26 protein-coding genes are annotated in these 25,685 nt (G+C 38.7%); 7 read left to right on the top strand and 19 right to left on the bottom strand.

Going from position 1 to position 25,685, the window contains the following annotated elements; all coding sequences use genetic code 11:
* Positions 1–13 precede the first annotated feature (13 nt).
* From EHR01_RS08090 to asd, 13 genes are all read right to left on the bottom strand, one after another.
* The gene (locus tag EHR01_RS08090) at positions 14–1,105 is read right to left on the bottom strand and encodes an SH3 domain-containing protein (protein ID WP_135694170.1); all 1,092 of its coding nucleotides are present in this window, start codon (positions 1,103–1,105) and stop codon (positions 14–16) included.
* Between the two features lies 1 nt (position 1,106).
* Positions 1,107–2,324 carry a pyridoxal phosphate-dependent aminotransferase gene (locus tag EHR01_RS08085; RefSeq protein ID WP_135694169.1) on the bottom strand — a complete coding sequence of 406 codons (1,218 nt, stop codon included), beginning with the start codon at positions 2,322–2,324 and terminating at the stop codon, positions 1,107–1,109.
* 8 nt (positions 2,325–2,332) lie between these two features.
* Positions 2,333–4,030, bottom strand: a complete 1,698-nt coding sequence (locus EHR01_RS08080; RefSeq protein WP_135694168.1) for a DNA repair helicase XPB — start codon at positions 4,028–4,030, stop codon at positions 2,333–2,335.
* Between the two features lie 334 nt (positions 4,031–4,364).
* Positions 4,365–5,294, bottom strand: a complete 930-nt coding sequence (dusA, locus tag EHR01_RS08075; protein ID WP_244310027.1) for a tRNA dihydrouridine(20/20a) synthase DusA — start codon at positions 5,292–5,294, stop codon at positions 4,365–4,367.
* A 50-nt stretch (positions 5,295–5,344) separates the two neighbouring features.
* Positions 5,345–7,459, bottom strand: a complete 2,115-nt coding sequence (locus EHR01_RS08070; RefSeq protein ID WP_135694166.1) for a flagellar biosynthesis protein FlhA — start codon at positions 7,457–7,459, stop codon at positions 5,345–5,347.
* Between the two features lie 4 nt (positions 7,460–7,463).
* Positions 7,464–8,714, bottom strand: coding sequence for an EscU/YscU/HrcU family type III secretion system export apparatus switch protein (locus tag EHR01_RS08065; protein WP_135694165.1), 1,251 nt, complete (start codon positions 8,712–8,714; stop codon positions 7,464–7,466).
* Positions 8,711–9,493: a flagellar biosynthetic protein FliR gene (fliR, locus tag EHR01_RS08060; protein ID WP_135694164.1), complete on the bottom strand. Its 783-nt coding sequence runs from the start codon at positions 9,491–9,493 to the stop codon at positions 8,711–8,713. The genes EHR01_RS08065 and fliR overlap by 4 nt, the downstream gene beginning before the upstream one ends.
* A 1-nt stretch (position 9,494) precedes the next feature.
* A complete protein-coding gene (gene fliQ / locus EHR01_RS08055) occupies positions 9,495–9,758 on the bottom strand; it encodes a flagellar biosynthesis protein FliQ (protein ID WP_004786411.1) in 264 nt (87 codons plus the stop codon).
* Positions 9,755–10,564, bottom strand: coding sequence for a flagellar type III secretion system pore protein FliP (gene fliP, locus EHR01_RS08050; RefSeq protein WP_135694163.1), 810 nt, complete (start codon positions 10,562–10,564; stop codon positions 9,755–9,757). Before fliP ends, fliQ begins: the two co-directional genes overlap by 4 nt.
* Positions 10,561–11,304 carry a FliO/MopB family protein gene (locus EHR01_RS08045; RefSeq protein ID WP_135694162.1) on the bottom strand — a complete coding sequence of 248 codons (744 nt, stop codon included), beginning with the start codon at positions 11,302–11,304 and terminating at the stop codon, positions 10,561–10,563. Before EHR01_RS08045 ends, fliP begins: the two co-directional genes overlap by 4 nt.
* A 41-nt stretch (positions 11,305–11,345) precedes the next feature.
* The gene (gene fliN / locus EHR01_RS08040; RefSeq protein WP_100735520.1) at positions 11,346–12,416 is read right to left on the bottom strand and encodes a flagellar motor switch protein FliN; all 1,071 of its coding nucleotides are present in this window, start codon (positions 12,414–12,416) and stop codon (positions 11,346–11,348) included.
* A 94-nt stretch (positions 12,417–12,510) separates the two neighbouring features.
* Complete coding sequence (locus EHR01_RS08035; RefSeq protein ID WP_004787162.1) at positions 12,511–12,834, bottom strand: DUF971 domain-containing protein; 324 nt, start codon at positions 12,832–12,834, stop codon at positions 12,511–12,513.
* A 2-nt stretch (positions 12,835–12,836) separates the two neighbouring features.
* Complete coding sequence (gene asd / locus EHR01_RS08030) at positions 12,837–15,083, bottom strand: archaetidylserine decarboxylase (protein WP_135694161.1); 2,247 nt, start codon at positions 15,081–15,083, stop codon at positions 12,837–12,839.
* A gap of 35 nt (positions 15,084–15,118) precedes the next feature.
* On the opposite strand from asd, the gene EHR01_RS08025 reads away from it, so the two are divergent.
* The 3 genes from EHR01_RS08025 to EHR01_RS08015 are packed head-to-tail and all read left to right on the top strand — an operon-like array spanning position 15,119 to position 16,565.
* Complete coding sequence (locus tag EHR01_RS08025; RefSeq protein WP_135694160.1) at positions 15,119–15,943, top strand: LIC_11366 family protein; 825 nt, start codon at positions 15,119–15,121, stop codon at positions 15,941–15,943.
* A gap of 38 nt (positions 15,944–15,981) precedes the next feature.
* Positions 15,982–16,221: a hypothetical protein gene (locus tag EHR01_RS08020; protein ID WP_100744426.1), complete on the top strand. Its 240-nt coding sequence runs from the start codon at positions 15,982–15,984 to the stop codon at positions 16,219–16,221.
* Positions 16,218–16,565 (top strand): arsenate reductase family protein, encoded by a 348-nt coding sequence (locus tag EHR01_RS08015; RefSeq protein WP_135694159.1) that lies wholly within the window; start codon positions 16,218–16,220, stop codon positions 16,563–16,565. The genes EHR01_RS08020 and EHR01_RS08015 overlap by 4 nt, the downstream gene beginning before the upstream one ends.
* A gap of 11 nt (positions 16,566–16,576) precedes the next feature.
* On the opposite strand, the gene lpxD is transcribed toward EHR01_RS08015, so the two are convergent.
* On the bottom strand, positions 16,577–17,596 hold the full coding sequence (lpxD, locus tag EHR01_RS08010) for a UDP-3-O-(3-hydroxymyristoyl)glucosamine N-acyltransferase (RefSeq protein WP_135694158.1): 1,020 nt from the start codon (positions 17,594–17,596) through the stop codon (positions 16,577–16,579).
* A 102-nt stretch (positions 17,597–17,698) separates the two neighbouring features.
* On the opposite strand from lpxD, the gene EHR01_RS08005 reads away from it, so the two are divergent.
* Positions 17,699–18,175: an OmpA family protein gene (locus EHR01_RS08005; RefSeq protein ID WP_135694157.1), complete on the top strand. Its 477-nt coding sequence runs from the start codon at positions 17,699–17,701 to the stop codon at positions 18,173–18,175.
* On the opposite strand, the gene EHR01_RS08000 is transcribed toward EHR01_RS08005, so the two are convergent.
* Genes EHR01_RS08000 through EHR01_RS07980 form a run of 5 tightly spaced genes read right to left on the bottom strand, consistent with a single transcriptional unit; the run spans position 18,172 to position 22,943 of the window.
* Positions 18,172–18,768: a TIGR04282 family arsenosugar biosynthesis glycosyltransferase gene (locus EHR01_RS08000; protein WP_135694156.1), complete on the bottom strand. Its 597-nt coding sequence runs from the start codon at positions 18,766–18,768 to the stop codon at positions 18,172–18,174. The genes EHR01_RS08005 and EHR01_RS08000 overlap by 4 nt on opposite strands.
* The gene (locus tag EHR01_RS07995) at positions 18,728–20,011 is read right to left on the bottom strand and encodes an MptA/MptB family glycosyltransferase (protein ID WP_135694155.1); all 1,284 of its coding nucleotides are present in this window, start codon (positions 20,009–20,011) and stop codon (positions 18,728–18,730) included. Before EHR01_RS07995 ends, EHR01_RS08000 begins: the two co-directional genes overlap by 41 nt.
* A complete protein-coding gene (locus tag EHR01_RS07990; RefSeq protein WP_135694154.1) occupies positions 20,001–20,714 on the bottom strand; it encodes a glycosyltransferase family 2 protein in 714 nt (237 codons plus the stop codon). The genes EHR01_RS07995 and EHR01_RS07990 overlap by 11 nt, the downstream gene beginning before the upstream one ends.
* Positions 20,707–22,062, bottom strand: a complete 1,356-nt coding sequence (locus tag EHR01_RS07985; protein WP_135694153.1) for a multiheme c-type cytochrome — start codon at positions 22,060–22,062, stop codon at positions 20,707–20,709. Before EHR01_RS07985 ends, EHR01_RS07990 begins: the two co-directional genes overlap by 8 nt.
* The gene (locus EHR01_RS07980; protein WP_135694152.1) at positions 22,020–22,943 is read right to left on the bottom strand and encodes a sulfurtransferase; all 924 of its coding nucleotides are present in this window, start codon (positions 22,941–22,943) and stop codon (positions 22,020–22,022) included. Before EHR01_RS07980 ends, EHR01_RS07985 begins: the two co-directional genes overlap by 43 nt.
* Positions 22,944–23,082: 139 nt before the next feature.
* Between EHR01_RS07980 and EHR01_RS07975 the strand changes: the two genes are divergently transcribed.
* The 3 genes from EHR01_RS07975 (at position 23,083) to EHR01_RS07960 (ending at position 25,486) form a co-directional block, all read left to right on the top strand.
* Complete coding sequence (locus EHR01_RS07975; RefSeq protein ID WP_135694151.1) at positions 23,083–23,559, top strand: DUF4395 domain-containing protein; 477 nt, start codon at positions 23,083–23,085, stop codon at positions 23,557–23,559.
* Positions 23,560–23,631: 72 nt separating this feature from the next.
* A complete protein-coding gene (locus EHR01_RS07965) occupies positions 23,632–24,891 on the top strand; it encodes a hypothetical protein (RefSeq protein ID WP_244310023.1) in 1,260 nt (419 codons plus the stop codon).
* Complete coding sequence (locus EHR01_RS07960) at positions 24,875–25,486, top strand: helix-turn-helix domain-containing protein (RefSeq protein WP_135694150.1); 612 nt, start codon at positions 24,875–24,877, stop codon at positions 25,484–25,486. The genes EHR01_RS07965 and EHR01_RS07960 overlap by 17 nt, the downstream gene beginning before the upstream one ends.
* Positions 25,487–25,685 lie beyond the last annotated feature (199 nt).

Here is a 25,685-nt window from a genome sequence, read left to right as displayed (position 1 = left end):
TTTCAGAAAAGCGTTAACGAAAACATTCTTTCTTTAGGATTTGTAAATGAGGAAGGATTTGTTTTTTTTCACGAGGTCCAATTTCTGAAGCATATCGAATCATTTGATTGATTTCTGATTTGATCCCTTCCCCCACTGGAGCAAAACAAGGGATAGAATCTGGATCTTTTGTCATCGATTGCAAATTGTTTACTAAATCTTTAGTGTATAAATTAATATAATTACCAGTGGGAAATAAATAGATATAACGAAGTTTTCCCTTTCTCATTTCTTCCAAACGACATTTCAAATCCACATTACAATCTGCATTCGGCATACTTTCTGTTGCCAAATAACCGGCGTAATCCGAATGTTTTGTTTTTGGATATGCTTCTAGTAGTTTCCAAAAATAATTTGAATCTACATAGTATTTCCCAGAATTATAATCATACAACAACCTGGTTTGGTGGCGTTTTAAAAATTCCAAAGTACCTGGATCATTGTCCGGTTTGATTCCTTTTGTATTCATAAGATCGACTGTTTTTTTTAGGAAAAATCCGGCTTTGGCTCGGATAAATATAAAATCATCCCCTGTAAATTTTCCCGCAGAAGAAATGGCAAAAATAGTATCGGTAATCTCTTGTTTGGCAGGAAAATCAATTTGATTGGAAAGAATCATTCGTTCTGCTTCAAATAACAAAGTAGACAAATACTGTTTGGGCGGAACCGAACGAACAATAGAACGTTTGATAAACCCAGAAAGCCCGTCTTCTAATTTTACAGGAATCCAATCTTCTTTGGGGCTTTCCAGCGAATCCTTGTCAAAGGAAACTGGTTCTCCAAATTTTAGTTTTCGCAACACATCACTTTTCTGATCAGCAAACAAATGTAAGTTGAGACCAATCACCGGAATCACAATTTGGGAGTTGGAATCCCGTTTTACAAGTTCAGAGGGTTTGGTCTGTTTGGATTTTTCTTGTAAGGTGGGTGCTCCTAAAACGGGACCTACCAGAATTAAAAGGAAAACTGAAAAAAAATTTAAAATCAAAACCTGTCGCAAATTAGAGAAGAAGTTAGAAAACTCTGTCCCTCTACAAAATTTTTTCAGTAAAGGGACAGACACCATTCTATTTTTGTAAATCCTCAACCATTTGTTTGATGCGAGCCACACCTTTTTCAATGTCTTTATCACCTAACGCATAAGACAAACGAATGGCTTTATCATCCCCAAAAGCTATGCCTGGCACTGCGGCCACATTGTATTTATCAAGGAGGACATCACAAAAAAGTTTGGAATAAGAACTTTCTTTTTTCTCTGCGAGTAGTCGTTTGAACCCAGGAGTTGCGTAAACACCCGTGATATAAGGGAAGGCATAAAAAGCACCTTCTGGCATCCGACATTCCACACCTGGAATCTCACGCAATAATCCCACGATGAGTTTACGACGTTTGTCAAAGGCCTTCAGCATTTCTGTCACAGGTGTTTGGTCTCCAGTGAGCGCAGCCTCAGCAGCTGCTTGGGAAATGGAGGAAGCATTGCTTGTGGATTGTCCTTGCATGGTGTCCATGTTTTTCACAATCTCTGCGTTTCCTGCCCCGTATCCAATCCTCCAACCTGTCATCGAGTATGCTTTGGACACACCATTGATGACAAAGGTTTTTTCCTTCATCTTAGGTGAAATCATGGCGGGATTTACAAATTCCAATCCATCATAAATGATTTTTTCATAAATATCATCAGAAACTGTTATGATATCTTTTGGTTCCAAAACTTTTACCAGTGCTTCTACATCCGAACGAGTGTAAGCCGCACCTGTTGGGTTCGATGGAGAATTAAAAATAAAAACTTTAGTTTTGGGAGTGATGGCTTTTTCCAATTGTTCTGGTGTGATTTTAAATCCATTGGAAATGTCTGTTGCCACAATCACCGGTGTTCCTTCCGCCAAACGAACGATATCCGCATAACTCACCCAATACGGTGCAGGGATGATTACCTCGTCACCAGGATTGAGAGTCGCCATAAAAAAATTGTAGAGAACCTGTTTTCCACCTGTTCCTACAATGATTTGGTTCTTTTCGTATTTCAGACCATTTTCGGTTTCAAATTTACGAATGATGGCCTCTTTCAAAGAAACAGTTCCACTCACAGGAGTGTATTTGGTTTTCCCTTGGTCCATTGCCTTTTTGGCAGCTTCTTTGATATGTGCTGGTGTATCAAAGTCAGGTTCCCCTGCTCCAAATCCAACAACATCAAGTCCACTCGCTTTCAACTGATTGGCTTTGGCAGTGATCGCGAGAGTGGGAGAAGGTTCTACGACATCCAGTCGTTTTGCTACAAGTTTCATTTTGTCCTCTATTTAGTGAGTGATTCCTCTGGAACTGTTTCTTTGAACTGATCCAGAGTATAAATTTCGTATTCATACCCTTGTTCGGTGAGGAAGAGCTGTCTGTTTTGACCAAACCTTTCTTCGTTCGTATCACGCGAAATCAGCGAGTAAAAAATGGCCGTGTTGTCTTGGGCTTTCGGACGAAGGATACGCCCTAGACGCTGCGCCTCTTCTTGTCTGGAACCAAAGGTTCCCGATACCTGGATGGCAATGTTCGCATCTGGTAAGTCGATGGAGAAGTTTGCCACCTTAGAAACCACAAGTTGTTTGATTTGACCAGAACGGAACGCTTGGTAGAGCTCTTGTCTTTCAGGCAGCGGAGTTTTTCCAGTAATCAAAGGAATTTTGAAAGTGTTCGAAATTTCTTCTAACTGATTGATATACTGCCCAATCACCAAAATGTTGTTAGTGGAGTGTTTTTTTAGAATATAACTGATCGCACGGAGTTTTTCTGGATTTTCCGATGCCAAACGAAACTTCTCACGGTCATCAGCCACAGAATACTTCATACGAAGATCATCTTCCATAGGAACACGAATTTCCACACAATTGGCTTCAGCAATCCAAGACTTGGCTTCGAGTTCTTTCCATGGTACATCATACTTTTTAGGACCAATGAGAGAAAACACATCTTCTTCTAGTCCATCTTCACGAACAAGAGTCGCAGTCAAACCTAACCTACGTTTGGCTTGGAGTTCTGAAGTCATACGAAATACAGGAGCTGGTAATAAGTGAACCTCATCATAAACAATCAGTCCCCAGTTGTTAGCGCTGAAAATATGAAAGTGTGTGAAGTCCCCACCTTTTTTCTTTCGATGAGTTAAGATATTATAAGTTGCAATGGTAATCGGTTTGATTTCTTTGAGTTCACCCGAATACTCACCGATGTCCGATTCAGGGATATCGGTTTTGTCTAAAATTTCATTTCTCCACTGACGAATGGACAAAGTGTTCGTAACAAGAATCAGAGTTTCTGCTCCGACAATTTGCATAACCCCCATCCCCACAATGGTTTTTCCCGCACCGCAAGGAAGGACCACAACCCCAGATCCCCCTTCGTTACGTCCACCAGCATGGAAGGCCTCAACCGAAGCTCTTTGGTAGTCACGCATTCCAAACTTGATACCACCAACGGTAACAGGGCGCAAATTAAATGGATATTTATTTCCTTCATCGTAACCAGCAAGGTCTTCCACAGGGAAACCAATTTTGATTAACGCTTGTTTGATGTGACCGCGGTATTCTTTTTTGATACGAATTTTATCACCTTCCATTCCATCCACAAAGGGTTGAACGGCGCGGTTATTCGCAATTTCAGTAATGAATCCTTTTTCGTTGGAAATGATATACAATTCCCCAGATTCTTCCTTCACTAGTTTTACTTTTCCGTAACGAGAGATTTGTTCTCTCACTTCATTCATTACGTTTTTAGGAACGGAATAACGTGCAAACTTAGTTAAACCTTCAATGATCTCATCTGCCGTCATTTTAATGGAAGCAGCATTCCACAAAGAAAGTGGAGAAATGCGATACGTATGCATATATTCCGGGCTTTTTTCGAGCTCAGCAAACTTGGAAACGAGGTCCCGACAGGCTTCAAATTCTGGGTTATCAACCTCTAGAAGCATTGTTTTGTCACTTTGTACGGTGAGTGGCTTGGTCATGGTATTCCCTCTCAATTTAACCAGGCTGGGAAGAGAAACCGCCCTGTCAACTCATTTGATTTTAATAGATTTTCGATGAGTTTTCTCCGTGTTTTTCAGGCAAATCCAGAATTTTTAGAACAAACGCCAGACACGAACCGTCTAATCTAAGTTAATATATATCTTCTAATTTTAAATAATTGAATTGACTTCTATTTCTTTTCTTTGGGCGTTCCCCAATTTGTCCCGATTGAAAGCTTTTATTTTCCAAGGGTCAGGCTCCTCCGGGGTGCGCTTTCGCTTCCGCCAGCTTCTCGTCGTTAGACGATTCGCTGGCCTTACGCCCTCCAGATCCTTAACGTTTTAAATAATCCAGAAGGATGGATTCGTTGGCGTAAGGAAGATGCATTCGATCCGTGAGAAATTTTCGAAATTCTCTGGCTCCCCTTTCTCCAAAATAAAGTCCCAAAATATGGCGTAGAATATGATGCACTTTTCCGTCTTTTTTAAGAGCCGAGTGAATATAGGAGATAAGTTCACGAAGCACTTCTTCTCTCGAAAGAGGATTTTCTTTTGCTCCAAAATACAATTGGTCCACTTCATGAAATAAAAATGGATTGTCGTAAGCCGCACGCCCTATCATGACTCCATCTACTTTTGTTAGATGTTCTTTAATCTCAGCATGGGTTTTAATTCCCCCATTGATCGTTATTGGTAAATCGGGGAATTCATCTTTTAATCGATAAACATCTTGATAACGGAGGGGAGGAACTGTTCGATTTTCTTTGGGAGAAAGTCCTTCTAAAATCGCAATCCTAGCATGAACGATGCTATGATCCACTCCTGCTTCCTTAATTTTGGAAACAAAATGATATAAATCCTCGTAACTTTCTTTTCCGTTCACACCAATTCGATGTTTGACGGTAACTGGAATTTTGACCTTTGTCTTACAAGCGGAGACCATCTCAGCAACAAGTTCTGGTTCTTTCATTAGACAGGCACCGAAACTGCCACTTTGGACCCTATCAGAAGGACAACCCACATTCAGATTGATTTCATCATAACCATAATCTTCCCCAATTTTGGCACATTCAGCCAGTGCCGTGGGTGAATCGCCACCTAACTGGAGAGCAACGGGATGTTCTTCTTTTGAAAAATCTAAATATCTATGGTTGTCTTTTCCACGAAGGATGGCACCTGTGGTCACCATCTCCGTATAGAGTAACGCGCGTTTGGAGATAAGCCGGATAAAAAACCGGAAATGTCTGTCCGTCCAGTCCATCATCGGGGCAACAGAAATGCGGTACGATGGAACTGAACTTGTCAAAAAATCTCCTATGCTTCTTGTGGGTGTTCCTCTCTGGAAGGAAGGCTTAGAACCGAGGCAATTTCTGTCGGAACCCCTCTATGGATTTCTTCAGAAGCAATTACTGCAAAGTTCCTGGGGGGTAGTTCCTTTGTCAAAAAGAATGCAAAGGCTTGTCTCAAGTATCTAGAAACCACAAAGATAAGGAATCTATTCTCATCCAATGCCTTTTGTAATTCATTGTAAACCGATTCCAAAATCCTCACACGAACATCATGCGGAAGGATGATGAGTTTACTTCCATCCGTTTCATCCAGTGTGATACTTTTGTTCATACGATCAATGATCCTTGGGTCAATGGTCACCACATGTAACTTTCCATCTGGAGAAAGGAAATCATTGATGATTTGACGTGACAAAGCTTGCCTTACATGTTCTGCCAAATCAAAAGGATTGTTTGTCCTTGGCAGATGGTTCGCAATGGCATCCATAATTTTCGGAAGGTTTTTAATGGATAATCCTTCTGCAAGAAGGTTTTGTAAGGTTTGTTGGATGATCCCAAGTCTTCCTTGTTTATCGTAATCCAATTCTCCCACAAGAGTGGGATGTGTTTGTCGTAAATGTTCGAGAAGTGCTTTCACTTCTTCTCTTCCTAAAAGTTGTGATGCATAATTCGAAATTAACTCTTTTAGATGAGTGATGATAACCGTTGATGGATCCACAACCGAATAACCTTTGTTCTCCACTTCAATTTTATCATTTGGATCAATCCAAGTTGCTTTCAAACCAAATGCCGGTTCCGTAAATGGTTCTCCTACAATTGGATCCAAGTTACGTGCAGTGTTATTCATTGCCATCAGTCGATCTGCTCTGACTGCCGATTGGCCAACCACCACTCCATTGATACGAATGCTATAGTTATCATGAGGGATTTCTAAATTGTCTATGATTCGAATGGCTGGAATCACGAGTCCAAAATCAATTGCGAATTTTTTTCGTGTATTGGCGATCTGTTCAAGTAAATGACCACCCGATGAGGCATCCACTAACGGGAGTAAATCGCGACCAAGTTCCACTTGGATGGCTTCCACAGAAATTTCTTTGATATAGTTTTCTGGTTTTTTCTCTTGGACTTTTTCTTGGGCAACGTTTTCTATTTTTTTGATTTCTTCTTTTGCCACTTGTTCAATGGAATATCCCAAATAACCAATGGCACCTGCTAAAAAGAGTAATGAGAAGAATGGAAGTCCAGGAATCAAACTAGAAAGACCAAGTGCCCCCGAAACTACATACAAGGTTTTAGCATTTCCAAAAAGTTGGTCTTTGATCTCCACTGTTAGTTTTTTTTCTGAACTGGAACGAGTGACAATGATACCGGTAGCAGTTGTGGAAAGAAGACCCGGAATTTGAGAAACGAGTCCATCTCCAATCGTAAACTTTCCATAGGTTTCAATCGAAGCGAGAAAGGATTCCCCACGAATGGTAGATCCAATGAGGATTCCACCAATTAAGTTAATGGCCGTAATGATAAGCCCTGCCCTTACATCCCCTTGCACAAATTTCGAAGCTCCATCCATGGCCCCATAAAAATCAACTTCCCGTTGGACCTTTTTTCGTTTTACTTTCGCTTCTGCTTCCGTAATCGCACCACTATTCAATTCCATATCGATGGACATTTGTTTTTGTGGTAAACCATCGAGTGTAAACCTTGCTGCTACTTCCGAGATCCTTGTTGCACCTTTCGTGATGACTAACACCTGTACGATGGTAAGGATGATAAAGATAATAAGTCCTACTACATATTTTCCAAGTCCCGATTCTCCACCCACTACAAAGGTTCCAAAGGCTTCAATCACACTGGAATTCATCGCAGGGCCTTTTGATAAAATTTGTCTTGTGGTGGATACGTTTAGTGCTAACCGAAATAAGGTGGTGATGAGTAATAAACTTGGAAAAATCGAAAACTCACTTGGTTCGGTCACGGACAAAGCTGTCATGAGAATGAGTAACCCAAGCCCAATACTCACAACAATCAGAATGTCTAAGACAAATCCCGGTAAAGGGACAATCAACATTCCCAAAATCAGAAGTGTTCCCACTCCTAAAACCACATCGGATTGTTTGAGTATGTCTCTAAAGTTCATTTGTTTATGCCATTCCTACTTTTTTTTTGAACTTCTCAAGGGTGATAAGGATTTGTACCACCGCTTGGAAGAATTCTTGTGGGATTTCTTCTCCCACTTCTACTTGCGCATATAAAAGACGTGCTTGTTTTGGACTTTCGATAATTGGGACATCGTTCTCACGTGCTATCCTTCGTATTTCAAGTGCTAGGCGGTTTTCACCCTTAGCAATCACTCTCGGTGCAGAGTCCCTTCCCATTTCATAAGATAAGGCTACAGAATAATGTGTGGGATTGGTTATCACAACATCGGCTTTTGGGACTTCACGAAGCATATTTCCCTGCATCATATCCCTTGCCAATTGCATCCTTCTGTTTTTCATTACAGGATCACCTGAATCTTCTTTCATCTCTCGTTTTGCTTCCGAAGGTGTTTGTTTGAGAGATTCTTCAAATTCAGACTTTTGGAAAAAAAAGTCAGCGACTGCTATCCCCAGCAACAATAGTCCAGCAGCCATCATAATCTTAAATCCAGAATACGTGATGAGAGTAATGGCCTGCATCATTCCCATATTTCCCGTCAAAAGCACTTTCAAAAAATCGCCTGAAATTAAAACATAACTAATTACACCGATTAACACTACTTTTGCGAGAGACTTTACTAAATTAAACAAAGTTTGGCGATTTGGCAAAACCCGTTTAAAATTTGGTGAGATTCGATCAAATCGAAAGGAAAGTGCTCTCGGAGAAAACATAAACCCTACCTGCACCACATTCCCAACAATAGCAAACACAAGGGTAATCGCAAGGATAGGCCAAAGAAGGTTGAAAAAATCACGGGAAACACCGGCAAGGATCACACGAAATTCCTCTGCCCCGAATCGATCTAGTTTCATTCCCATGGGAAGGTATTTTTTGATAAAAATAGCCGTGTTTCGTATAAATGTGTCACCCAAAACAAATAATACACCTGTTCCACCTAACAAAACAAGTGTGGATGCCACTTCGTTGGACTTAGGGACATTCCCCTTTTCTTTTTCTTCTCTTCTCCGACGTTCACTCGGCGGTTCAGTTCGACCTTCATCTGCGGCAGCAAAAAGCTGGAGATCTATCTCATAATAACCGGTGGAAAAATGAAGATCTTTTGGAAAAAACTTGGTAACCAAATTTTCGGTAAGTTCTACTGGTAAAAAGCAAGTACCGCCAAACAAATATTTGGTTATGGATTCCATCCATGTAGCTGTATTACCGAAAAAAAACTTCATTTTTCTTTTCATAAATTAGGCCACTCCCGGATGAGTAAACTTGCCTTATCCATGGAAATTTGAATTCCTTGTACCATTTGAGTTGCAATGAACGTAATGGTTGCAATGAGAGTGAGAGTTCCAATAAAAACTTTGAGTGGGAAAGACATGGACATCACATTCATCTGTTGTGCCGCCTTTCCCATAAGGCCTTCCGCAAGTGAGACCAAAAATAAAATCCCCATCACAGGGAGTGCGATTTTAAAGCTAACAACAAACATAGCCCCAATCGCCTCTTCCATCAACCGATATAACCCAGCATTTACCTTTCCGGTAAACGCAATGATTCTAATTTTTTCAAAAGAATAAGCAATTGTTTCAATGAGAAACCTATGTGCTCCAATCACAAGAAACAGTGCCGTTGCCATTAGGTTTTTCATGGTTCCAATTGCTGGAAGTGAATTTTGAGTGACTGGGTCTAGAATTTCCGTATAACCAAAGCCAATTTGATTATTAAAAAATTCTCCAGCCATTTGGAAGGCAGCGAACACAAGTGATACGAGAAATCCAATAAATACACCAACCAACATTTCTGAAATAATAAGGATACCGAAGTTGATCATATGGCCGGGGACAGGTGGCATGTAAGTTGCCACTACAGGATAAACAATCAATGTAACCATAAAGGAAAAGATCATACGCAGTGAAAAATTGATTGATTCAGAAGAGAAAAAGGGTGCTACAAGGAAAAGTCCGAGTAGTCGAACTAAGACAAAGAGAAAAGATTGAAAGTGTAAAACAAATGATTCCATATCATATCTTTTCTATCATAAAAAAAATTTCACGTGTATAGTCTGTCATTACCCGTACCATCCAAGCCGAAAAAAATACAATCACAGCAAAAATAGAAACAAGTTTAGGAACAAATGCAATGGTTGGCTCTTGAATAGAAGTTGTGGTTTGTAAAATCCCAACAATCAGTCCCACCACAAGTGCAGTAATTAAGATGGGACTAGAAATTTTTAGAGTCACAATGAATGCTTCTCGCATCAAGTTGACAACATCGACTTCTGTCATTTATAACTCCTCACAAGTTCCAAAACAAGTAAGTTCCATCCATCAATCAAAATGAAAAGAATAAGCTTTAATGGAAGAGAGATCATTACCGGAGGTAACATCATAAAACCCATAGCAAGAAGGGCAGAAGCAACAATCAAATCGATCACAATAAATGGTATAAAGATATAAATCCCAATGATAAAAGCTTTTTTGATTTCGCTTAACATAAAAGCAGGAACTAAAACATAAGAAGGAACATCCTCAAAGGATTTTACATTTTGTACTTTCCCAATTTTCAAAAATAGAGCAACATCCTTTGTTCCATCTTTTCCTAGTTGCCTGATCATGAATTGACGAAGATGTTTCATGGATCCTTCCATCATCGCCGTTTGATCAATTTTCCCATTTAAGTAAGGTTGGAGAGCTTCATCATTCACCTTACCAATAGTAGGTGCCATAATAAAAAAAGTAACAAACAAAGCAAGACCCATCATCACTTGGTTTGGTGGTAAGTTTTGTAAAGAGAGAGCCCTTCTCACAAAATCAAATACAATCACAACCTTCGTAAACGAAGTGACACTCATCACAATGGCTGGTGCCAAGGAGAGAATCGTCACAAGAAAAAGAATCATCAGAGACAAACTTGTTTCTTTAGGTCCCCGCGCCTCATTTACGTTAAATGATAAATTAGGGATAGGAATCCTCGAACCTTTGTCCTGAGCCATAAGGCCAGTAAACCCAGCAGCTGTGATGAGAAATAAAATTCCAATGAGAAAAATAATCGATTTATGTCTCTTAAGGAAGGATAAAAAACGCAATTTCACGATTCCCCTCCCTCTAACAATTCACGGTGTTTGCGTAGGCGCTCTAGTCCTTCTTTCGCTTTCCTTTGGATCTCTGCTGCCCCATCAAATTCCAAACTTTCCATCTTGGAAGGGTTGATTCGGATTTTTCTTTGTGCTTTGGATTGTAAACTTTCGAGGACAGTTTCCAAAAAATTAGGAACGTAAGGATCCGCTTCCTCTTTCAACTTTTGGATTTGCGATTTTTCGTCTGGGGCAGTCACTTCCGTAAGTAAACTCACAGAACCATCGGCAACACCGAGCACGAGTGTACGACCACCCACTTCTATAATTTGAACTGATTGTGTGGCCGAAAGTGGCAAACTAGACAAAACCTTCATGAATCCTTTTACAGGATACTTAGCCGATTTTGATTTTTGCATTTGCAAAATGAGATAATAACCTGCACCCACAAGGATGGCCAAAATAAATAAAATTTTCAGTAAGATCCAAGTGGCAGAAGGGGAATCATCCGAATTTTCAGCATATCTTTCTTGGATGAGATTGGTTTCTTCTTTTCCTTTTGTGGCCTCACCAGCGTTCGAATTGCCTGCGTTAGTCGATCCTTCAAACTTTGGACCAGAATTGGAATTATTAACATCGGATGGTTTGGATTTAGGGTCACCCAATTCCTGGCGAAGGATTTGATCCAATTCCTTGGTTTCTGTATTTTGAGAAATGACAGGGGAAACAGCCAAAACAAGGATTAGGCAAAAGTACATAACTTGCCCCTTTTGTTTTAAGCTTTTATGGATGGATCTGATCATTTTTCGCCTTTGAGTCGGTCAGTAGGACTTACAATATCGGTAACACGAACCCCAAAGTTTTCATCGATCACCACAACCTCACCTTTTGCAATGAGTTTGCCGTTCACAAGTAAGTCCACTGGCTCACCAGCTAACTTATCCAACTCGATGATAGAACCTTCACCCAATCCCAAAATATCTTTGATGTACATTTTGGTTCTACCGAGCTCTACTGTCAGTGCCATCTGCACATCCATGAGAAGGTTGAGGTTTGTTTGTCCAGGACCACCACCTGCCGTTGCAAGAGATGGGAAATTAACACCTTTGATTCCAACAGATCCTTGGCCGCCACCCATGCCCATGTTAGGTTGCATGTTGACGTTCATTCCACCAGACTGTTGTTGTTGTTTTTGGCCACCACCCTTTTGGATATCCAAAACGGAATTAGCCATAGACAGAGCAATTACATAATATACTTTAAAAGAACCAACTCCATCAATATTTAAACTGAGAGAGGTTTTCACCAAATTATTGTCATCTGGTAGTTGTAAATCACGGCCTGAATTGACAAGAGCAATCTCCGGTGGGCTACCGGACATGGTACCACCAAGTTTCATTCCGATCTGTGCCGTCACAGTTCCGAGAATAGGAGATAATGAATCTTTTAAAGTTTGAAGTTGAGCATTGTCTAATTGGCCTGGTGGAGTCATTCCCCCCATCATCACACCAGCAATTTTTGCTGCGTTTTCTTGGGCCATGATCAGACAAACTCGTCCCGCCAAACTTCCGCTAATTGTTGAAAATAAACTAACGGATTTTGTTCCAAGTTCCTTTTGAATGTCAGCAGAGGAGCTCGATTCGGTGGCAGGGTTCATAAAACGAGTGTTTTTTGCCAAGATCGTGCCAAGTGTGTTCCCCGCCACCTGGAATGCAGAGCCGATCACATCAGAAATAATGTCGCGGTCAATAGGAGATAGGTTGTCCGATGACGAACTTGCGGCGCCACTTAAAGAAGAGAGGTCGAATGTATCATCCGCACCTTGTAGTAATGCGTCTATCTCGTCTTGTGAGAGTGAACCTTCACCCATACCCTTTTATCTCCGGAAAACTTAGGATAATGAGACATAATATGAATCTTTTTGTCACTCAGTTTTTTTCCGAATTGACAAAAAGTAAGAGAGATTAGTCGAATGCGCTCGCAAATCCGTCCGAATAGGCACGGAGATTGTCATACGAGTAAATTCCAGTGTTATGGTAGTCACTCCAGACAATGGAAATCGCATACCGACCCACTTTGGTCCAAGAAAGGAGTTTGATGGACTGGATATGGCCCGTTGCATCCCCTACTTTTCCACCATGCCCGCCCCGACAAGTGGCACATGGGCATTTTTTACGTAAATCCAGAAGGGAATACTTCGACCCATGGCCATCCTTCCATTCGATGTACAAAGAATCATCGTCGAAAGAAATTTCTTTTGGGAAGGTGGCAAGTTGTGAATTCGACATTTTTAAGGTTTCACCGGTAGTTTTGTCGTTTTGGAACGAAAATTCCCAACTGTGGTTCCGTATTGGATTTTGTCACCGAGGGTGATGTTTGTCAAGTCGATGGTGTCATTTTCGAAAACAAGGATGACTGTGGACCCCATTTCAAAACGTCCCAGTTCCGACCCTTTGTCGATCATAATAGAAACATCTTTGTAATGGTGTTCCTTCGCAAAACGAATCCAATTGTTTGTGACGATTTTATTGTCATACGTCACTCGAATTTTACCTACGTTAGACGCCCCGACCTTAATGACAGCTATTTTGCCGTATTCCGTTTGTAAGAAGGTGATAAGCCTTTCGTTTTTAGGGAAAAGTCCACGAATATTGAGAACTGCTAAATCATTCACAGGGAAAAGTTTTCCCGGCTCATAATAATATCCAAGAATTTGACCAGCGAATGGACTGTGGATGCGGTGGTAATCTTGTGGGGATAAATAAAAGGTAATGTATTTACCATTTGTGAAGTAAGGATAATACTTTTCGGAACCTAACAATTCTTTTACGGAATAATCAATCCCTTTGGCTTGGATAATGGTCGATTGGCTGATATTTCCAAAGCTTGTGATTTTAGAATCTGTAGGAGAAACCACAGCGTTGGCCGCCGAATCGATGATCCTTGCTTCCGCACGAAGGGCACGAGTAAAAAATTGATTGAGAGAGGCATATTCTTTAATTTCAAGTTCCGCTTCGCTCAAATTAATTTTATAAGCCTTAGCAAATGCCTTTAAGATGGGAATCATCATAAATCTTGGCATCTTAAACATGGAGAAGTAACCAAAGAGTTTGGAAATTAAGTTTTTAGGAAGTAAGGTTAAAAACAATAGGTAAATGTCTTTGAAAATTTCGTAACGAGCACCTGATTCGGAAAGATACTTTTTTAGCTCCAAATTGGCCGATTTACCAAGCAACATAAGAGAAACTAACAATGGCACACTAGTAATGACTGCTGCAATATAACCCCAATGCATTACAAATATAAATACATCGATTCCGTATTTTACATAAAGATACGCAAAACCAAGAGTTGATCCGATGAATAACATTCTAAAAAAATTGGAAAACTTTTCACCAAATACATAAAATGCATTTTGTTCTCCACTATAGAACCAACCAGCAAGACTAAGAACTCCAAAACAAAGGAAGGATACAAAAAATAGAATGGCTGGCAATGATTCCTTTTGTTCTAAAATTCGATTTGGGAAGGAAAGAATAGTTTCTAAATTGACTGCTCCGTAAGAATACAAAACAAAACCAACGAGTGTCGCCATCACAAATCCTTCAAAAAAGGAGGCAAGCATACTCACTAACCCTTGTTTTGCGGCGTAATCAGTTCGAACTACCCCAGCAATCCCTGAAGATTTTCCGACTGCAGTTTCGGTAGACAAAAAGAAAGTACTTAGGGAAACAGAAAGACCACGTAAAATCCCAAATGCCCCACCACCTTGTAAGGCCTTGATAGAAAACGCTTCTTTTGTAACGTCCGACAAAAATCCAAAAAAGGAAATCATTCCACCGGAAAACAAAGATACGTAACCAAAAATGAAAAGAATGATACCAATAGGAGCAAGGATGGAAGCAGCGCGACCAACTCGCCTAACACCACCAATGACAATAAAAAGTAAAATGACAGAAATGGAAATTGGACCTGATAAACCGGATAAACTCAAACCCTCTTTGGTGATATATGTCAGTCCCACATAAGGAAAAATTCCACCGAACAAAAGGACTGTTACCAAACTTGCGAGGGAAAAGGCAACGGCAAGCCATTTGGCCCGCAAAGCTTTTTCGATAAAATACATTGGTCCAGAAAGATAACGACCACTCGGAAGTTGGTTTCTAAATTTGACTGCGAGTGTTGAAGAAACAAAACGGACGGGCATCACGAGTAAACTCATGACCCAAATCCAAAAAAGAACGCCAATTCCGCCATATGCGATGGCCAAAGCCGTTCCAATCACAGAACCTACAAGTAACGAAGAACCGATTCCTGCGAAAAATGCCTGTGAATGAACCAATTGTCCCTTGGAACCTTTGAAGTCCATATTGCCCGTAAGGATCTTGAGAGCGAGGAAGAGAAAACGAATTTGTGGAAATCCCAATCGAAAGCTCAAATACACAGAGGCAATCAAAATGAGATAGAAATAAGGGCTGAGAATGTCTGATCCTAAAATCAGATTAAACGTAGATCCGTTTTGAAAGAGTGTTTCCATATTGGTTCTTCCTCACGAAATTGGAATAAATTGTTATGTCAAGATGTATTGTGATCCTTTCGCTTCTGGTTTTTATGATTTCTTCTCTGGCTCTTGGTAACTTGGTCGCCGAACCCTCAGGGATCGAAGTGGGCATGCGATATGGTGCTGGTGAACGAATTCCAGGTCGATTTGACGGTGACCTAAAACAGTTCTCTTCTACCTTTAATCCATTGGTTTTTTCTGACGTCAGTTTGAGTGGAGGAAAGTCCACCAACTTGTATGAAGGTTTTGTTCGTTTCCTTTTGGATTCAAGATCAAGGGTCGGGTTTGTTGTTGGTAGGAATGATTGGCAAATGCTACACCTAACCGAAGTTACAAGCGACCTTTATTATACAAAACTTCGGTCTGAAATTTATTCCTACCATGTTCTAGGAATGTATTACTTTTCAATGCCTATCTTTCGAAATTGGGAATGGGAAAACGGGTTGGGGATTGGATTTACCTCTGCTGATTGGAACATAAGAGGATATTCAGTGGGTGAGTTACCTCCGGATACCCAATACTTCAATCAAAAAGGAAGGTTACGAGGAAGTGGGCTTGCATATCGAGCAGAGACTGCCATCAATCACAGGTTATACGAAAACACATTTTTTCAAATTGGCCTTGGTTATCATCATGTTGCCATCGATAAGTTTAGCGGAAACTATAATGGAGAAACTTCAAGTTTCTATATACGAGCCGACGGGAAAGTGGGTGTGATTGATGACACTCGAATCTTAGATGCCACTGTGAGCACTGCACAAACTTTTCGAAGGTTAGATATGAATACGGGATCATGGGTTCTTTATTTTTCAGTCTTCCAAAGGTTTTTGGATTGACGATCCATTGATGAAAGTATCATTTTTAAGAAAATTACATGAAACCTTCTAAAATCATTACCATCGGTATTAAAGAATTGGCTCACCAAAAAGTCATCCTTGCTGCTTGGTATAACTTTCTAAAAGAAAACTTCGATGCCAAAAAAGTTTCTGCAGAAGAATTCACTTTATACCTACAAGCACATGTCATGTATGATTTGGACAAAGACCAAATCGAATTGATGTTGTCAGGTCCTGAACCTCTTTTAGAAGATTTCAAAAAGTCTATTTTTGGATGAATCTCCAAATCTTCGGAACCAAAAAATGCAAAGACACGAAGAAGGCTCAACTCTTCTTCCAAGAACGTCGTGTGAATTTTCAGTTCATCAACCTGCAGGAAAAAGAGATGAGCAAGGGAGAACTTCGTTCCATTCTCGGTAGTGTCAGTTTAGATGACTTGGTTGATACAGAATCCAAAGTTTACGAAGACAAAAATCTCAAATACATGTTATACGACAAAGAAGAGGCCTTACTCACAAACCCTCTTCTTTTCAAAACTCCAATCGTTCGAGATGGAAAACGCGCAACCATTGGATTTGTTCCAGATGTCTGGAAACAGTGGATCTTAGAATCTAAAAAATAAAGTCGAAGTCTTTAGGACTCCAACTTCTTTCTTTTTGAAAAATCTTTTGCTATTTCTGGTAACACTGGCAACGAACTGTGAATTCGATGCATTTCCAATGCTGGTCTTGCGGGAATTCCAAAGTATGCAGTTTTTTCTTTAGAATCTTCGGTAAGTCCCGATAAGCCCATTAAAATCGAACCTTTTTTCATTGTTAGGTGTTCTGCTACCGCAGATTGCCCTGCAAGGAAACATCCGTCTTCAATCGTAACAGAACCAGCAAGTACAGTGGCACCCGCAATATAAACGTAATTTCCAACACGGCAGTTATGACCGACATGCACATGGTCATCAAACTTTGTAAAATTCCCAATGGTGGTGGATTCAAGAGCGGCTCGGTCCACAGTGCAATGAGCACCCATTTCTACTTCATCACCAATGATGACGTTTCCAATTTGAGGGACTTTGTACCGCACCCCTGCATAATCATAAAACCCGAACCCATCTGCACCAATGACAGTATTAGAATGGATCAAGTTTCTTTTCCCCAACTTACAATTGTAATATACGACGACACCAGATTTTAAAACTGTTTCTTCTCCAATTTCCACATCTGATTCCAAAACAACATTGGGATAAATAACGGCGCGATCACCAATGACTACATTTTCTTGGATCACAGCAAAATCCATAATCGTCACATCTTTCCCAAGTTTGGCGGAAGGATGGATACTAGCTTTGGAGGAAATAGAAGCCACATATTTTGGTTTTTTTTCAAACAAAGAGACAACTTGAATGAATTTTACCTTAGAACCTTCTTCTGGAATAATAATAGCATTAGGAAATTGTGAAGCAAGCGAATCGACTGTTAAAGCTACTTTTACATCCGAAGCTTTTTTATGTTTGGCTAAGTATTTTTTAGAAGCTACGTAATAAATGCTATTTGGATCTACGGGAGTATGGTGCTCCAAATCTTTAATCCCATTGATTTCTAAATCACCGGAACCAGTGAAATTTGCACCTAATTGTTCAGCTAAATCTTTTAGTTTCATTCATACACCTTACACTTGAAAATGAATTGGAAGGGACATATTTCAATCACATTTTTAAAATCTATCATATTGATTATTTTCAAACTATCCGATGATTAGACTATGCGCCATCTACTTTTAAACAAAAGCCTTCGTTTGCTTTTGTTAACTTACACTGTTCAATATTGTTTATTCACAAAAGATCTTGTCGCGCAGGAAGGATATGTTTTTGAGAATCCTTATAAAAAAACGGAACAGGCTTCCGATGAAAAATCATTTACGATCTACTTTTCGAATCATTCTTCTAAAATTTCTAAATCAGATTTAATTCGATTACAACCCGTTGCAGATTTTTTAAACCAAAATCGTAACTATTCTGTGTACATTCATGCACATGCAAATGAAGGAAAAACGGCTTCTGAAGATATTATCATTAGCGAAAAAAGGTCGTTAGAAGTAGAACGTTTCTTTTTGATCCACTTTGTGGAACCAAACCAAATCAGAAGATTGTTTTATGGTAATGCAAAATCACCTAACAAAACAAAAGAACACCAAGCTCTCAACAGACGTGTCGAAATTAAATTACAACCACTTCCTTAAAGTGTACCTTTCCATTCTTTGAGGTCATTGATATCATCAATATCATTTAACTCTTCAAGTAAAGTAACAGTTTTTTTATTTTTCTGTATAACCTCAAGTGTAAGCGGAAGAACTTCACTTGTGCTCCAGGGAATAGAATCAAAAACATAGGGAAAAAATTCTCTCATCCCCAAAAGATAATATCCTCCGTCCAAAGCAGGACCAATTACAAAATCAGTTGTATCCAAACTCAGGTATGCCTTCTCTAAAATTTCCTTTGTTAAAAAGGGACAGTCGGTTCCAATGATCACAACCTTTCCAAAATTTGACCGGAATTCATCTTCAAAGGCAGTTCTCATTTTAACTCCAAGATCTCCTTCTGCTTGGACTTTCGTTGAATCACCAAACTCAAATTCTAAAGGATTCACAATAGGAAGATGATCCCAATACACTATTTTTTCAACAGAGAGATTGGAAGTTATTTTTTTTGTGATTACAAGGAGCTCCCTATAAATTTTTAAAGTTTGGTCTTCTCCAATACTCACTGCTAGGCGAGTTTTTACTTTTCCAAGTTCAGGTTGTTTTGCGAAGATAATTAATTTGTTTTTTCCCATATAAACCTAAAACCAAAATTGAAACCAGCCAATGGATGTATACGAATTCATAATACACATACATTCCGTAAGATAAAAAAGCCAAAAATACAATGAAAGACAGAATTTTTATGGCATTCTTTTTTTCGACCATAAACAAAATCCATGGAATCCAATACCAAGGATGAATGACTGGCGAAAACAAAAGAAACAAAGAATACAAAACCAAAAAAGAATTCATCATTGTTAGGCGATAAAAATATTTTTCTTTGAATAAATAAATAAGAACAAAGCCCAAAATAGAAAATGAAATGACCCCAGACAAATACTCGGCTTCGAATATCGATAAAATGAAATAGAAAAAAGGTTCCAAAATACCAGCAAATCGAAAGGAATGAAAAAAAAGTCCGATACCGGAACTGCCTTGCAATAACAAATCAGAAAACACTGTCAATTTCCAAATCAAAAGCGAAACAATCAAAACCAATCCCAAACGAATCCAAAACCTTCTGTCTCCACGAAATCCAAAAACAAAAAGAAATAAATTTAACTTTAATTGTGTTAGGATAAAAAAAGATAACAAATGAAACCAATTGGACCTCAAAATAAATATAAATAAAAATCCTGTGACTACCAGAACCTCAGGATGCATTTGAGATACTCCTTCGATGATGACAATCGGATTTCCAAAATACAACCAATAAGATTTGTTTTCGCTATGCGGGTATAATTTTCGGATAAGAGCCAAATTGATACTTTCGACTACAACAAAGAGAATCTGAATTCCCACCAAACTGTTTCCAAATATAGAACCTAACAAAGTTCCCAAGGAATAAAAAATTTGTAATAACAAAGGATAAACGGAATAATAATCAGGACTATTCATCTTCAAAAACAAAAAGTCCAACCCCAGATTCAAAGCGTTCCCAAATTCAAAAAATTCTCGAGGAGTATGATGATAAGGTGAGATGCCATTCAAAAATAGTTTTACATCAAATAAATAACGATAAATATCATCACTCCAAACTGCAGGAGAGCCAATCACAACTACTCGCAAGAAAATTCCATACAAAAGAAAAAGATAAAAGCGATTCCCAAACAAAGGTAGGATGTCTGATAAAAAATAAAAATACAGGGGCAAAACAAAGGCCACTACAAGGATTACACTGAATTCATTTCTATTTCCAAAATGTACCGAAACAAATAAAAGAATCGGATAAATCAAAAACAAAAGAACTTTCAAAAACTGATGACTAACGTACACGGAAAATTAATAACCGAAAGAAAGTGAATAAAATTTTGATACCCACACGCAAAGACATTGAAATTGTTCCAGAAATTTTGGAAACACCCGCAAAACGTTTTCGATAATTGACTGAAATTTCACGAATATCAAACCCAAGTTGCATAGCCTTTATATGCATTTCAATATTCCATCCCCAAGTTGGATCCTGCATCTGTAATTTGTGAAAGGATGTATATTTGACAATTCGAAGCGGACCCATGTCCGTAAATTTACGTCGAAAAAAGAGGACGATCAAAAAACAAGTGAGAGCATTTCCAAAAATTTGGATTGGGGACAAAGCACCTTTCTCAACATTCCCAATAGTCCTTGAACCAATCACTAAATCGGATTTTGTTTCGTCTATCACCCGAATCAATTTTTGAATGTCAGAAGGATCATCTGAACCATCCGCATCACAGAATAAAATATATTCGGGATTCAATTTTGATTGATTGATCCAATCCAATGCCACCAAACAAGCATTACCATATCCAATTTTTGGGCAGTCCAATAACAACAAACCCATTTCTTTTACAATCTTTGGGGTTTGGTCTTTTGATGCATTGTTGACGACTATAAACTGAGATTTACTTAAACCAGAACCATCGATTAGGCCATTTAACGCACGAAAGATGCCCTCTTCCTCATCTCTTGCTGGAATAATACAAAGAACTTTATTCACCTTTTCTCTGTATATTCCTTCGGAAAAGTTCTTCTAAAGGAGTGTCCTTTCTATTTTTTGTTTTCAATTGGTAGATTGATTCAATGATAATCGAACTATGAGGATACAAATCTTTCATTTTTTCCACTTTTTCTTTATACGGAGAGGAAAGGTTACTAGAAGAAAGGATCATATAGTCAGAAGTTTTGTCCTTTAACCGAACGTGAACCGCTTGGAAAAGAAAAGATTCAATCAGAGGATCCTTTTGTTCCAAAGTCCAAACAAAGTTTTTCCCCGATGGAATTCGCGAATCACTAACTTTTTTTGCAGAAGGAGACCAAGACCATTCTTGCCCAATTGTAGTTTCTTCTTTAAAAACAATATTTCCTTTTTTATTTAGACCTGTGAGTGTTAGTCGATAAAATCTTTCAGGATCTCCAGTTGTAACATGATGATCTGCATTTGTGTTGGTTAAGGTCAATTCGACTGTATTGTTTTCTACTTTTATATTGGAAAGGACAATCCCTGGTTTATAACCCAATCGAATTTGGTCAGAATACAGTTCAAAAGATTTTGGAACTCCTCCTCCAATAAATCCATGTTTGTGTGATCTTCGGATTGGTTTGTTTAGGGATGGTTTTACAAATGACCTACGAACTTCTGGTTGGTGACAAGAAGAACAGGATTCATTTGATTTAGTAGCGATTAACTCTGTGCCTGTTTGGAAAGAACAAACAAGTGATTCGTTTAAAGTATAAGTTTCATTATGGCAATCGTAACAACGACTAAGCAACTGTTTGCGATCTATTTTTACAGGATGAGGCGGTGAAGTTCCGCCTGTTCCACCAATCACATAACTTTCTTTAGTTTCAGAATCCACACGAACATGGCAAGATGCGCAAGTGACACCTTCGGCTTTCATCTCTGGGTTGAAACTAGGATTTACAATTTCTATTGGTCGGAAATAATCTCCATTTTTTAGTCCAGTGATGATGGTTTCTCTTTGGTTTTGGACAGGAATATGGCAGTTCAAACAAATCCATTTTGGTGAACTTGGTTTTGCTAATTCTGACTGAAATTGGATATCCGAAAGGGCATTGGCATGGGTGGAACGTTTCCACTCTTCATAAATTTCCGTGTGACAATTTCCGCAATTTTTTGCGGTTGGTGCCCCTACTGCCTTTAAATCTGGTAGGTTTTCAATTGGTTTTGCCCAAACTTTTCCAGGGAACACCTGTTCAATGGGAACTTCTCTTTGGTTGAGATAAATCAAAACACTCGCACCTAAAATCAGAAAAAGAAAAAAAGAGATGTAAATGTTTCGTTTCAATTTCCAGTTTCCAAAGGAAGATTTGGGTCGTGAGACCATTCCCACATAGATCCCGCATAGTTATAAGCATTATAACCATAGGTGCGAAGAATTCCAACGACAAAAGCGGATCGAACCCCTCCTGTGCAATAAGCAACGACCGGTTTTTCTTTTTTGATTCCCAAACGTTTTAAATAAAGTTCCACCTCGGCCTTCGATTTGATTTGGCCTTTTGCATCGAATAACTCTTGGTAAAATGCTGACTTTGCTCCAGGGATATGCCCCCCACGGACTTCGCCATACGGTGTGGCTCCCGAAAATTCTCTCGGCTCGCGAGTATCAAGGATTTGGTATGCTTTTGAGGATAAACCTTTCACAAGTTCCTCTTTTTGGATTGCATAGGATGAATTGGAATTTGGTTTAGAAGGTTTAGGAGTCGGGTTTATATTATTTTCTGACTTTAAATTTGTTCTCTTTCGAATTTCCTTTTCATAAGTTTCAAATCCACCATCCAACCAATAGGCTTGTGTAAACCCTGCTTCGCGCAGACTCCAAACAATACGCCCCTCCTCTCCCCATCCACTTGCACCATCACCTAACACAAGTATGCTGTCTTTTAATTTGATTCCTAAATCATTGATTTTTTTACGTACTAATTTTAATTCCAACAATTCTCCCTTGTGTGGGATATCCGTTCTTGATAACTCTTCCCATGTAATGACTTTGGAACCAGGAACCTTATTCTTCCAACGCTGAATGGAGGAACGTGTATCGAGAATGGTAAATTGAGTGAATGGATACGAGGATTCTTTGGAAAGAAACCAAGGGGTTTCTTGGGAATCTCCTGGCTGGACCTTGGGCCCTGCAGTCAATTGAAGCCAAAAAGCCCAAACCAGAGACAAAGAAAAAAGATAAATCCCATAACCACGGAATACTTTCATAAAGGTTCCCTCCCAATTTCTAAAATCTTTCTCTTTTAAGACGAATTTTCGTCAATAAAATAAACATTTCATCCAAGAAAGCGAATTTTTCTTGCCCAATTGAACCCTCTTCGTAATTTGGAAGCAAATGGAGGGCAATATGAAAATTGGATACTATCCGGATGTGGTCAATGAAAATGTCACAAGAATTGTTGCTTCAACTGTTGTATTCCTCGGCGTCATCGCTATCTTATTTCCGAATGCCTATGTACTTGGACTCCTGTTACTTGGATTTTCTCTACGATTGAGTTATGGACCAAAGTTTGAGCCATTTGCTTTTTTTACCTCTCGGTATTTAGTGCCATGGCTTGGAATCTCTTTTGTAGGAGCGGCAGGACCACCAAAACGATTTGCGCAGTTGATTGGATTTCTCTTTAGTTTGAGTGCAATTGGATTCTTTATTTTGGGTTATTCCTTCGCTTACCAAATCACTCTTGCAACTCTTGTTTTTTTTGCTTCACTCGAATCTTTTTTAGGATGGTGTGCTGGTTGTTTTATCTTTGGTTTACTGATGAAACTGGGAATCATTCCGGAAGAAATTTGTGAACGATGCAACAACCTAAACTTCAATAAATAAGTTTGTAGTAAAACTTTGATACAATGGATTCTTTTTTCCTTTTTTTCTCTAGTTACCATTCTCTTTTTGGGGATGGTAACCTTACCTAAAACTTTTTTTAAAAAACATTCACAATTAATTTTTCTTATAGGATTTGGGTTCAGAATCCTTTGTATTTTTTTTCCACCAATTTGGGAAGACGATTGGTCAAGATACTTATGGGAAGGGAATTTAATTCGTAACGGAGAATCTCCTTACCAAATCACAGCCTCTACCTATTTTCAAAAGCAAAACATATCGGAATCCGAAATAGAAATTTTATCAAATATCAATCATCCCGATTGGACGACCATCTATAGCCCTTTTGTTTTGCTATTTTTTGCTTTATTTTCACCTGGTTTTTCGGGAATTTTTCTTAAACTCAGTTATCTTTTTTTTGAGACTGCCTGTATTCTTTTTTTTTCCAAAAAGAAATTCAACAAACAACTTCTACTCTATTGGAGTTTTCCGATTCTTATCAAAGAAGTTTATGTAAACTTCCATTTTGAAATTTTAGTTTTATCTTTTGCTTTTGTTTTCTTTCGATTAGTAAAAGATAAAAAAAGATTTTTCGCAAGTTTTCTATTGGGCCTTGGAGTTCATGTTAAAATATTTTCGTTACTTTATTCGTTTTATTTAATTGTTACAATGAAAATCCAAAACTGGAAAAACCAAATTGTAGATTGGATTTTAAATACCCTTTCTTTTTTTCTTGGATTTTTTATTTTCTTTTTTATCTATTATATACTTTTTCCAAACACAATTGATTTTGGAACAACCAACTTACTTAAATTTGGTGCAAATTTCAAATTCAACCAGTTTTATGAACCATTCTGGAGATTATTCGGAGTAGCAGACCTTAAAGTTTTTCCTTTTTTGATCCAATTGATCATGATGACTGCATACGTATTTCTTTCGTTAGAGAAAAAAAATCGAATCCAAAAGTTTAAAAAATTTTTCATTCAATACAATTTGTATTTTGTGTATAGTTTTCTATTTTTATCCCTACTTCCCGTATCCAATCCTTGGTATTTTTTGGTTCTTCTCCCGATCATTTTAATATCTCCCAATCCATCCACCCTCCCTTGGATTTTGGTTTTGGTCCCACAACTATCCTACCTTACCAAAGTTCGACTGGGACAAGATTTCACTTATTTCTATGAAATCCCAGACCCAATCCTACTTGCCGAAGCCCTCATATCCGTTTTCTGTCTATTGTGGTATTTTAAACAAATATTCATTTTACTTTACAAACTATCCAATATATCAAACATAGCCCCAAAGGGAAGTATTGGGTATGGAAACAGAAATTGATAGTTTTTCGGCCACAACAGAAAACGAAAGAAATGTAGACGAAGTTTTGACGGTTGTTCTTGGAGAAACCTTAAAACGGCGAAGGCTTGAGTTAGGGTTATCAATGGAAAAACTATCTCAGCTATCAACCGTAAGTCGAGGAATGCTCGGACTCATAGAGTCGGGCAAAACCACTCCAAGCATTGGAATTTTATGGAAATTATCCAAATCACTCCGGATTCCCATTGGAGAAATGATTCCTGATTTATTTGCACAATCTCCCAGGTTTATTGGCGCAAACGAAGGAAGACGTTGGATTTCCCCTAAAAACACAGCAGAATCTCGCGTTTTTTACCAGGAAGAAAGAGACCGTTTGAGCATTGTCGAATGGAAACTGGCCACTGGGAAGCTCACTCAATTCGGACATTTGCCAACGGCATTTGATATCAAAATCTACCAAGTGAGCGGACAATCCAAAATTAAACTAAAAACAAAAGAGTTATTTTTAGAAACATCGGACAGTGCTTTTTTCCCAATTTCAGAATTGGAATCGATTGAAAATGAATCCCCAGAAGAATCCAAATTCATTTGGATCGCTTCAAAAAAGGTAAGATAAAAAAAACATAGGAACTTATGGACCTTCTTTCTCTTCCCAAACAGGGGGTCCAAAAGAATGTACATCCCGAGAATATTTTGTGCGTTATATAGGATTTTATATTCAATATATAAGATAATCGGTTTTTGGTTTTCTCCCTCTTTTTCAGACTGACCTTACCTTGTTTTTGTCTCTGGTGCAACCCCTACAGAGAAAAAAC

The organism is Leptospira mtsangambouensis (genome assembly GCF_004770475.1).
In the GTDB taxonomy this organism is placed as follows: domain Bacteria; phylum Spirochaetota; class Leptospiria; order Leptospirales; family Leptospiraceae; genus Leptospira_A; species Leptospira_A mtsangambouensis.
This window is presented reverse-complemented; position numbering and strand designations above follow the sequence as displayed.

Excerpts from the sequence above, each read along its gene's own strand:
- fliR (WP_135694164.1), bottom strand. The coding sequence starts at position 9,493 with ATGGAATCATTTGTTTTACACTTTCAATCTTTTCTCTTTGTCTTAGTT.
- EHR01_RS08065 (WP_135694165.1), bottom strand. The coding sequence starts at position 8,714 with ATGAAAAGAAAAATGAAGTTTTTTTTCGGTAATACAGCTACATGGATG.
- asd (WP_135694161.1), bottom strand. The coding sequence starts at position 15,083 with ATGGAAACACTCTTTCAAAACGGATCTACGTTTAATCTGATTTTAGGA.
- EHR01_RS08035 (WP_004787162.1), bottom strand. The coding sequence starts at position 12,834 with ATGTCGAATTCACAACTTGCCACCTTCCCAAAAGAAATTTCTTTCGAC.
- EHR01_RS08025 (WP_135694160.1), top strand. The coding sequence starts at position 15,119 with ATGTCAAGATGTATTGTGATCCTTTCGCTTCTGGTTTTTATGATTTCT.
- EHR01_RS07960 (WP_135694150.1), top strand. The coding sequence starts at position 24,875 with ATGGAAACAGAAATTGATAGTTTTTCGGCCACAACAGAAAACGAAAGA.
- EHR01_RS08045 (WP_135694162.1), bottom strand. The coding sequence starts at position 11,304 with ATGTACTTTTGCCTAATCCTTGTTTTGGCTGTTTCCCCTGTCATTTCT.
- EHR01_RS08090 (WP_135694170.1), bottom strand. The coding sequence starts at position 1,105 with ATGGTGTCTGTCCCTTTACTGAAAAAATTTTGTAGAGGGACAGAGTTT.
- EHR01_RS07980 (WP_135694152.1), bottom strand. The coding sequence starts at position 22,943 with ATGAAAGTATTCCGTGGTTATGGGATTTATCTTTTTTCTTTGTCTCTG.
- dusA (WP_244310027.1), bottom strand. The coding sequence starts at position 5,294 with ATGATGGACTGGACGGACAGACATTTCCGGTTTTTTATCCGGCTTATC.
- EHR01_RS08085 (WP_135694169.1), bottom strand. The coding sequence starts at position 2,324 with ATGAAACTTGTAGCAAAACGACTGGATGTCGTAGAACCTTCTCCCACT.
- EHR01_RS08005 (WP_135694157.1), top strand. The coding sequence starts at position 17,699 with ATGCGCCATCTACTTTTAAACAAAAGCCTTCGTTTGCTTTTGTTAACT.
- EHR01_RS08070 (WP_135694166.1), bottom strand. The coding sequence starts at position 7,459 with ATGAACTTTAGAGACATACTCAAACAATCCGATGTGGTTTTAGGAGTG.
- EHR01_RS08015 (WP_135694159.1), top strand. The coding sequence starts at position 16,218 with ATGAATCTCCAAATCTTCGGAACCAAAAAATGCAAAGACACGAAGAAG.
- fliQ (WP_004786411.1), bottom strand. The coding sequence starts at position 9,758 with ATGACAGAAGTCGATGTTGTCAACTTGATGCGAGAAGCATTCATTGTG.
- fliN (WP_100735520.1), bottom strand. The coding sequence starts at position 12,416 with ATGGGTGAAGGTTCACTCTCACAAGACGAGATAGACGCATTACTACAA.
- EHR01_RS07965 (WP_244310023.1), top strand. The coding sequence starts at position 23,632 with ATGGTAACCTTACCTAAAACTTTTTTTAAAAAACATTCACAATTAATT.
- EHR01_RS08000 (WP_135694156.1), bottom strand. The coding sequence starts at position 18,768 with ATGGGAAAAAACAAATTAATTATCTTCGCAAAACAACCTGAACTTGGA.
- EHR01_RS07985 (WP_135694153.1), bottom strand. The coding sequence starts at position 22,062 with ATGGTCTCACGACCCAAATCTTCCTTTGGAAACTGGAAATTGAAACGA.
- EHR01_RS08080 (WP_135694168.1), bottom strand. The coding sequence starts at position 4,030 with ATGACCAAGCCACTCACCGTACAAAGTGACAAAACAATGCTTCTAGAG.
- EHR01_RS08020 (WP_100744426.1), top strand. The coding sequence starts at position 15,982 with ATGAAACCTTCTAAAATCATTACCATCGGTATTAAAGAATTGGCTCAC.
- EHR01_RS07975 (WP_135694151.1), top strand. The coding sequence starts at position 23,083 with ATGAAAATTGGATACTATCCGGATGTGGTCAATGAAAATGTCACAAGA.
- lpxD (WP_135694158.1), bottom strand. The coding sequence starts at position 17,596 with ATGAAACTAAAAGATTTAGCTGAACAATTAGGTGCAAATTTCACTGGT.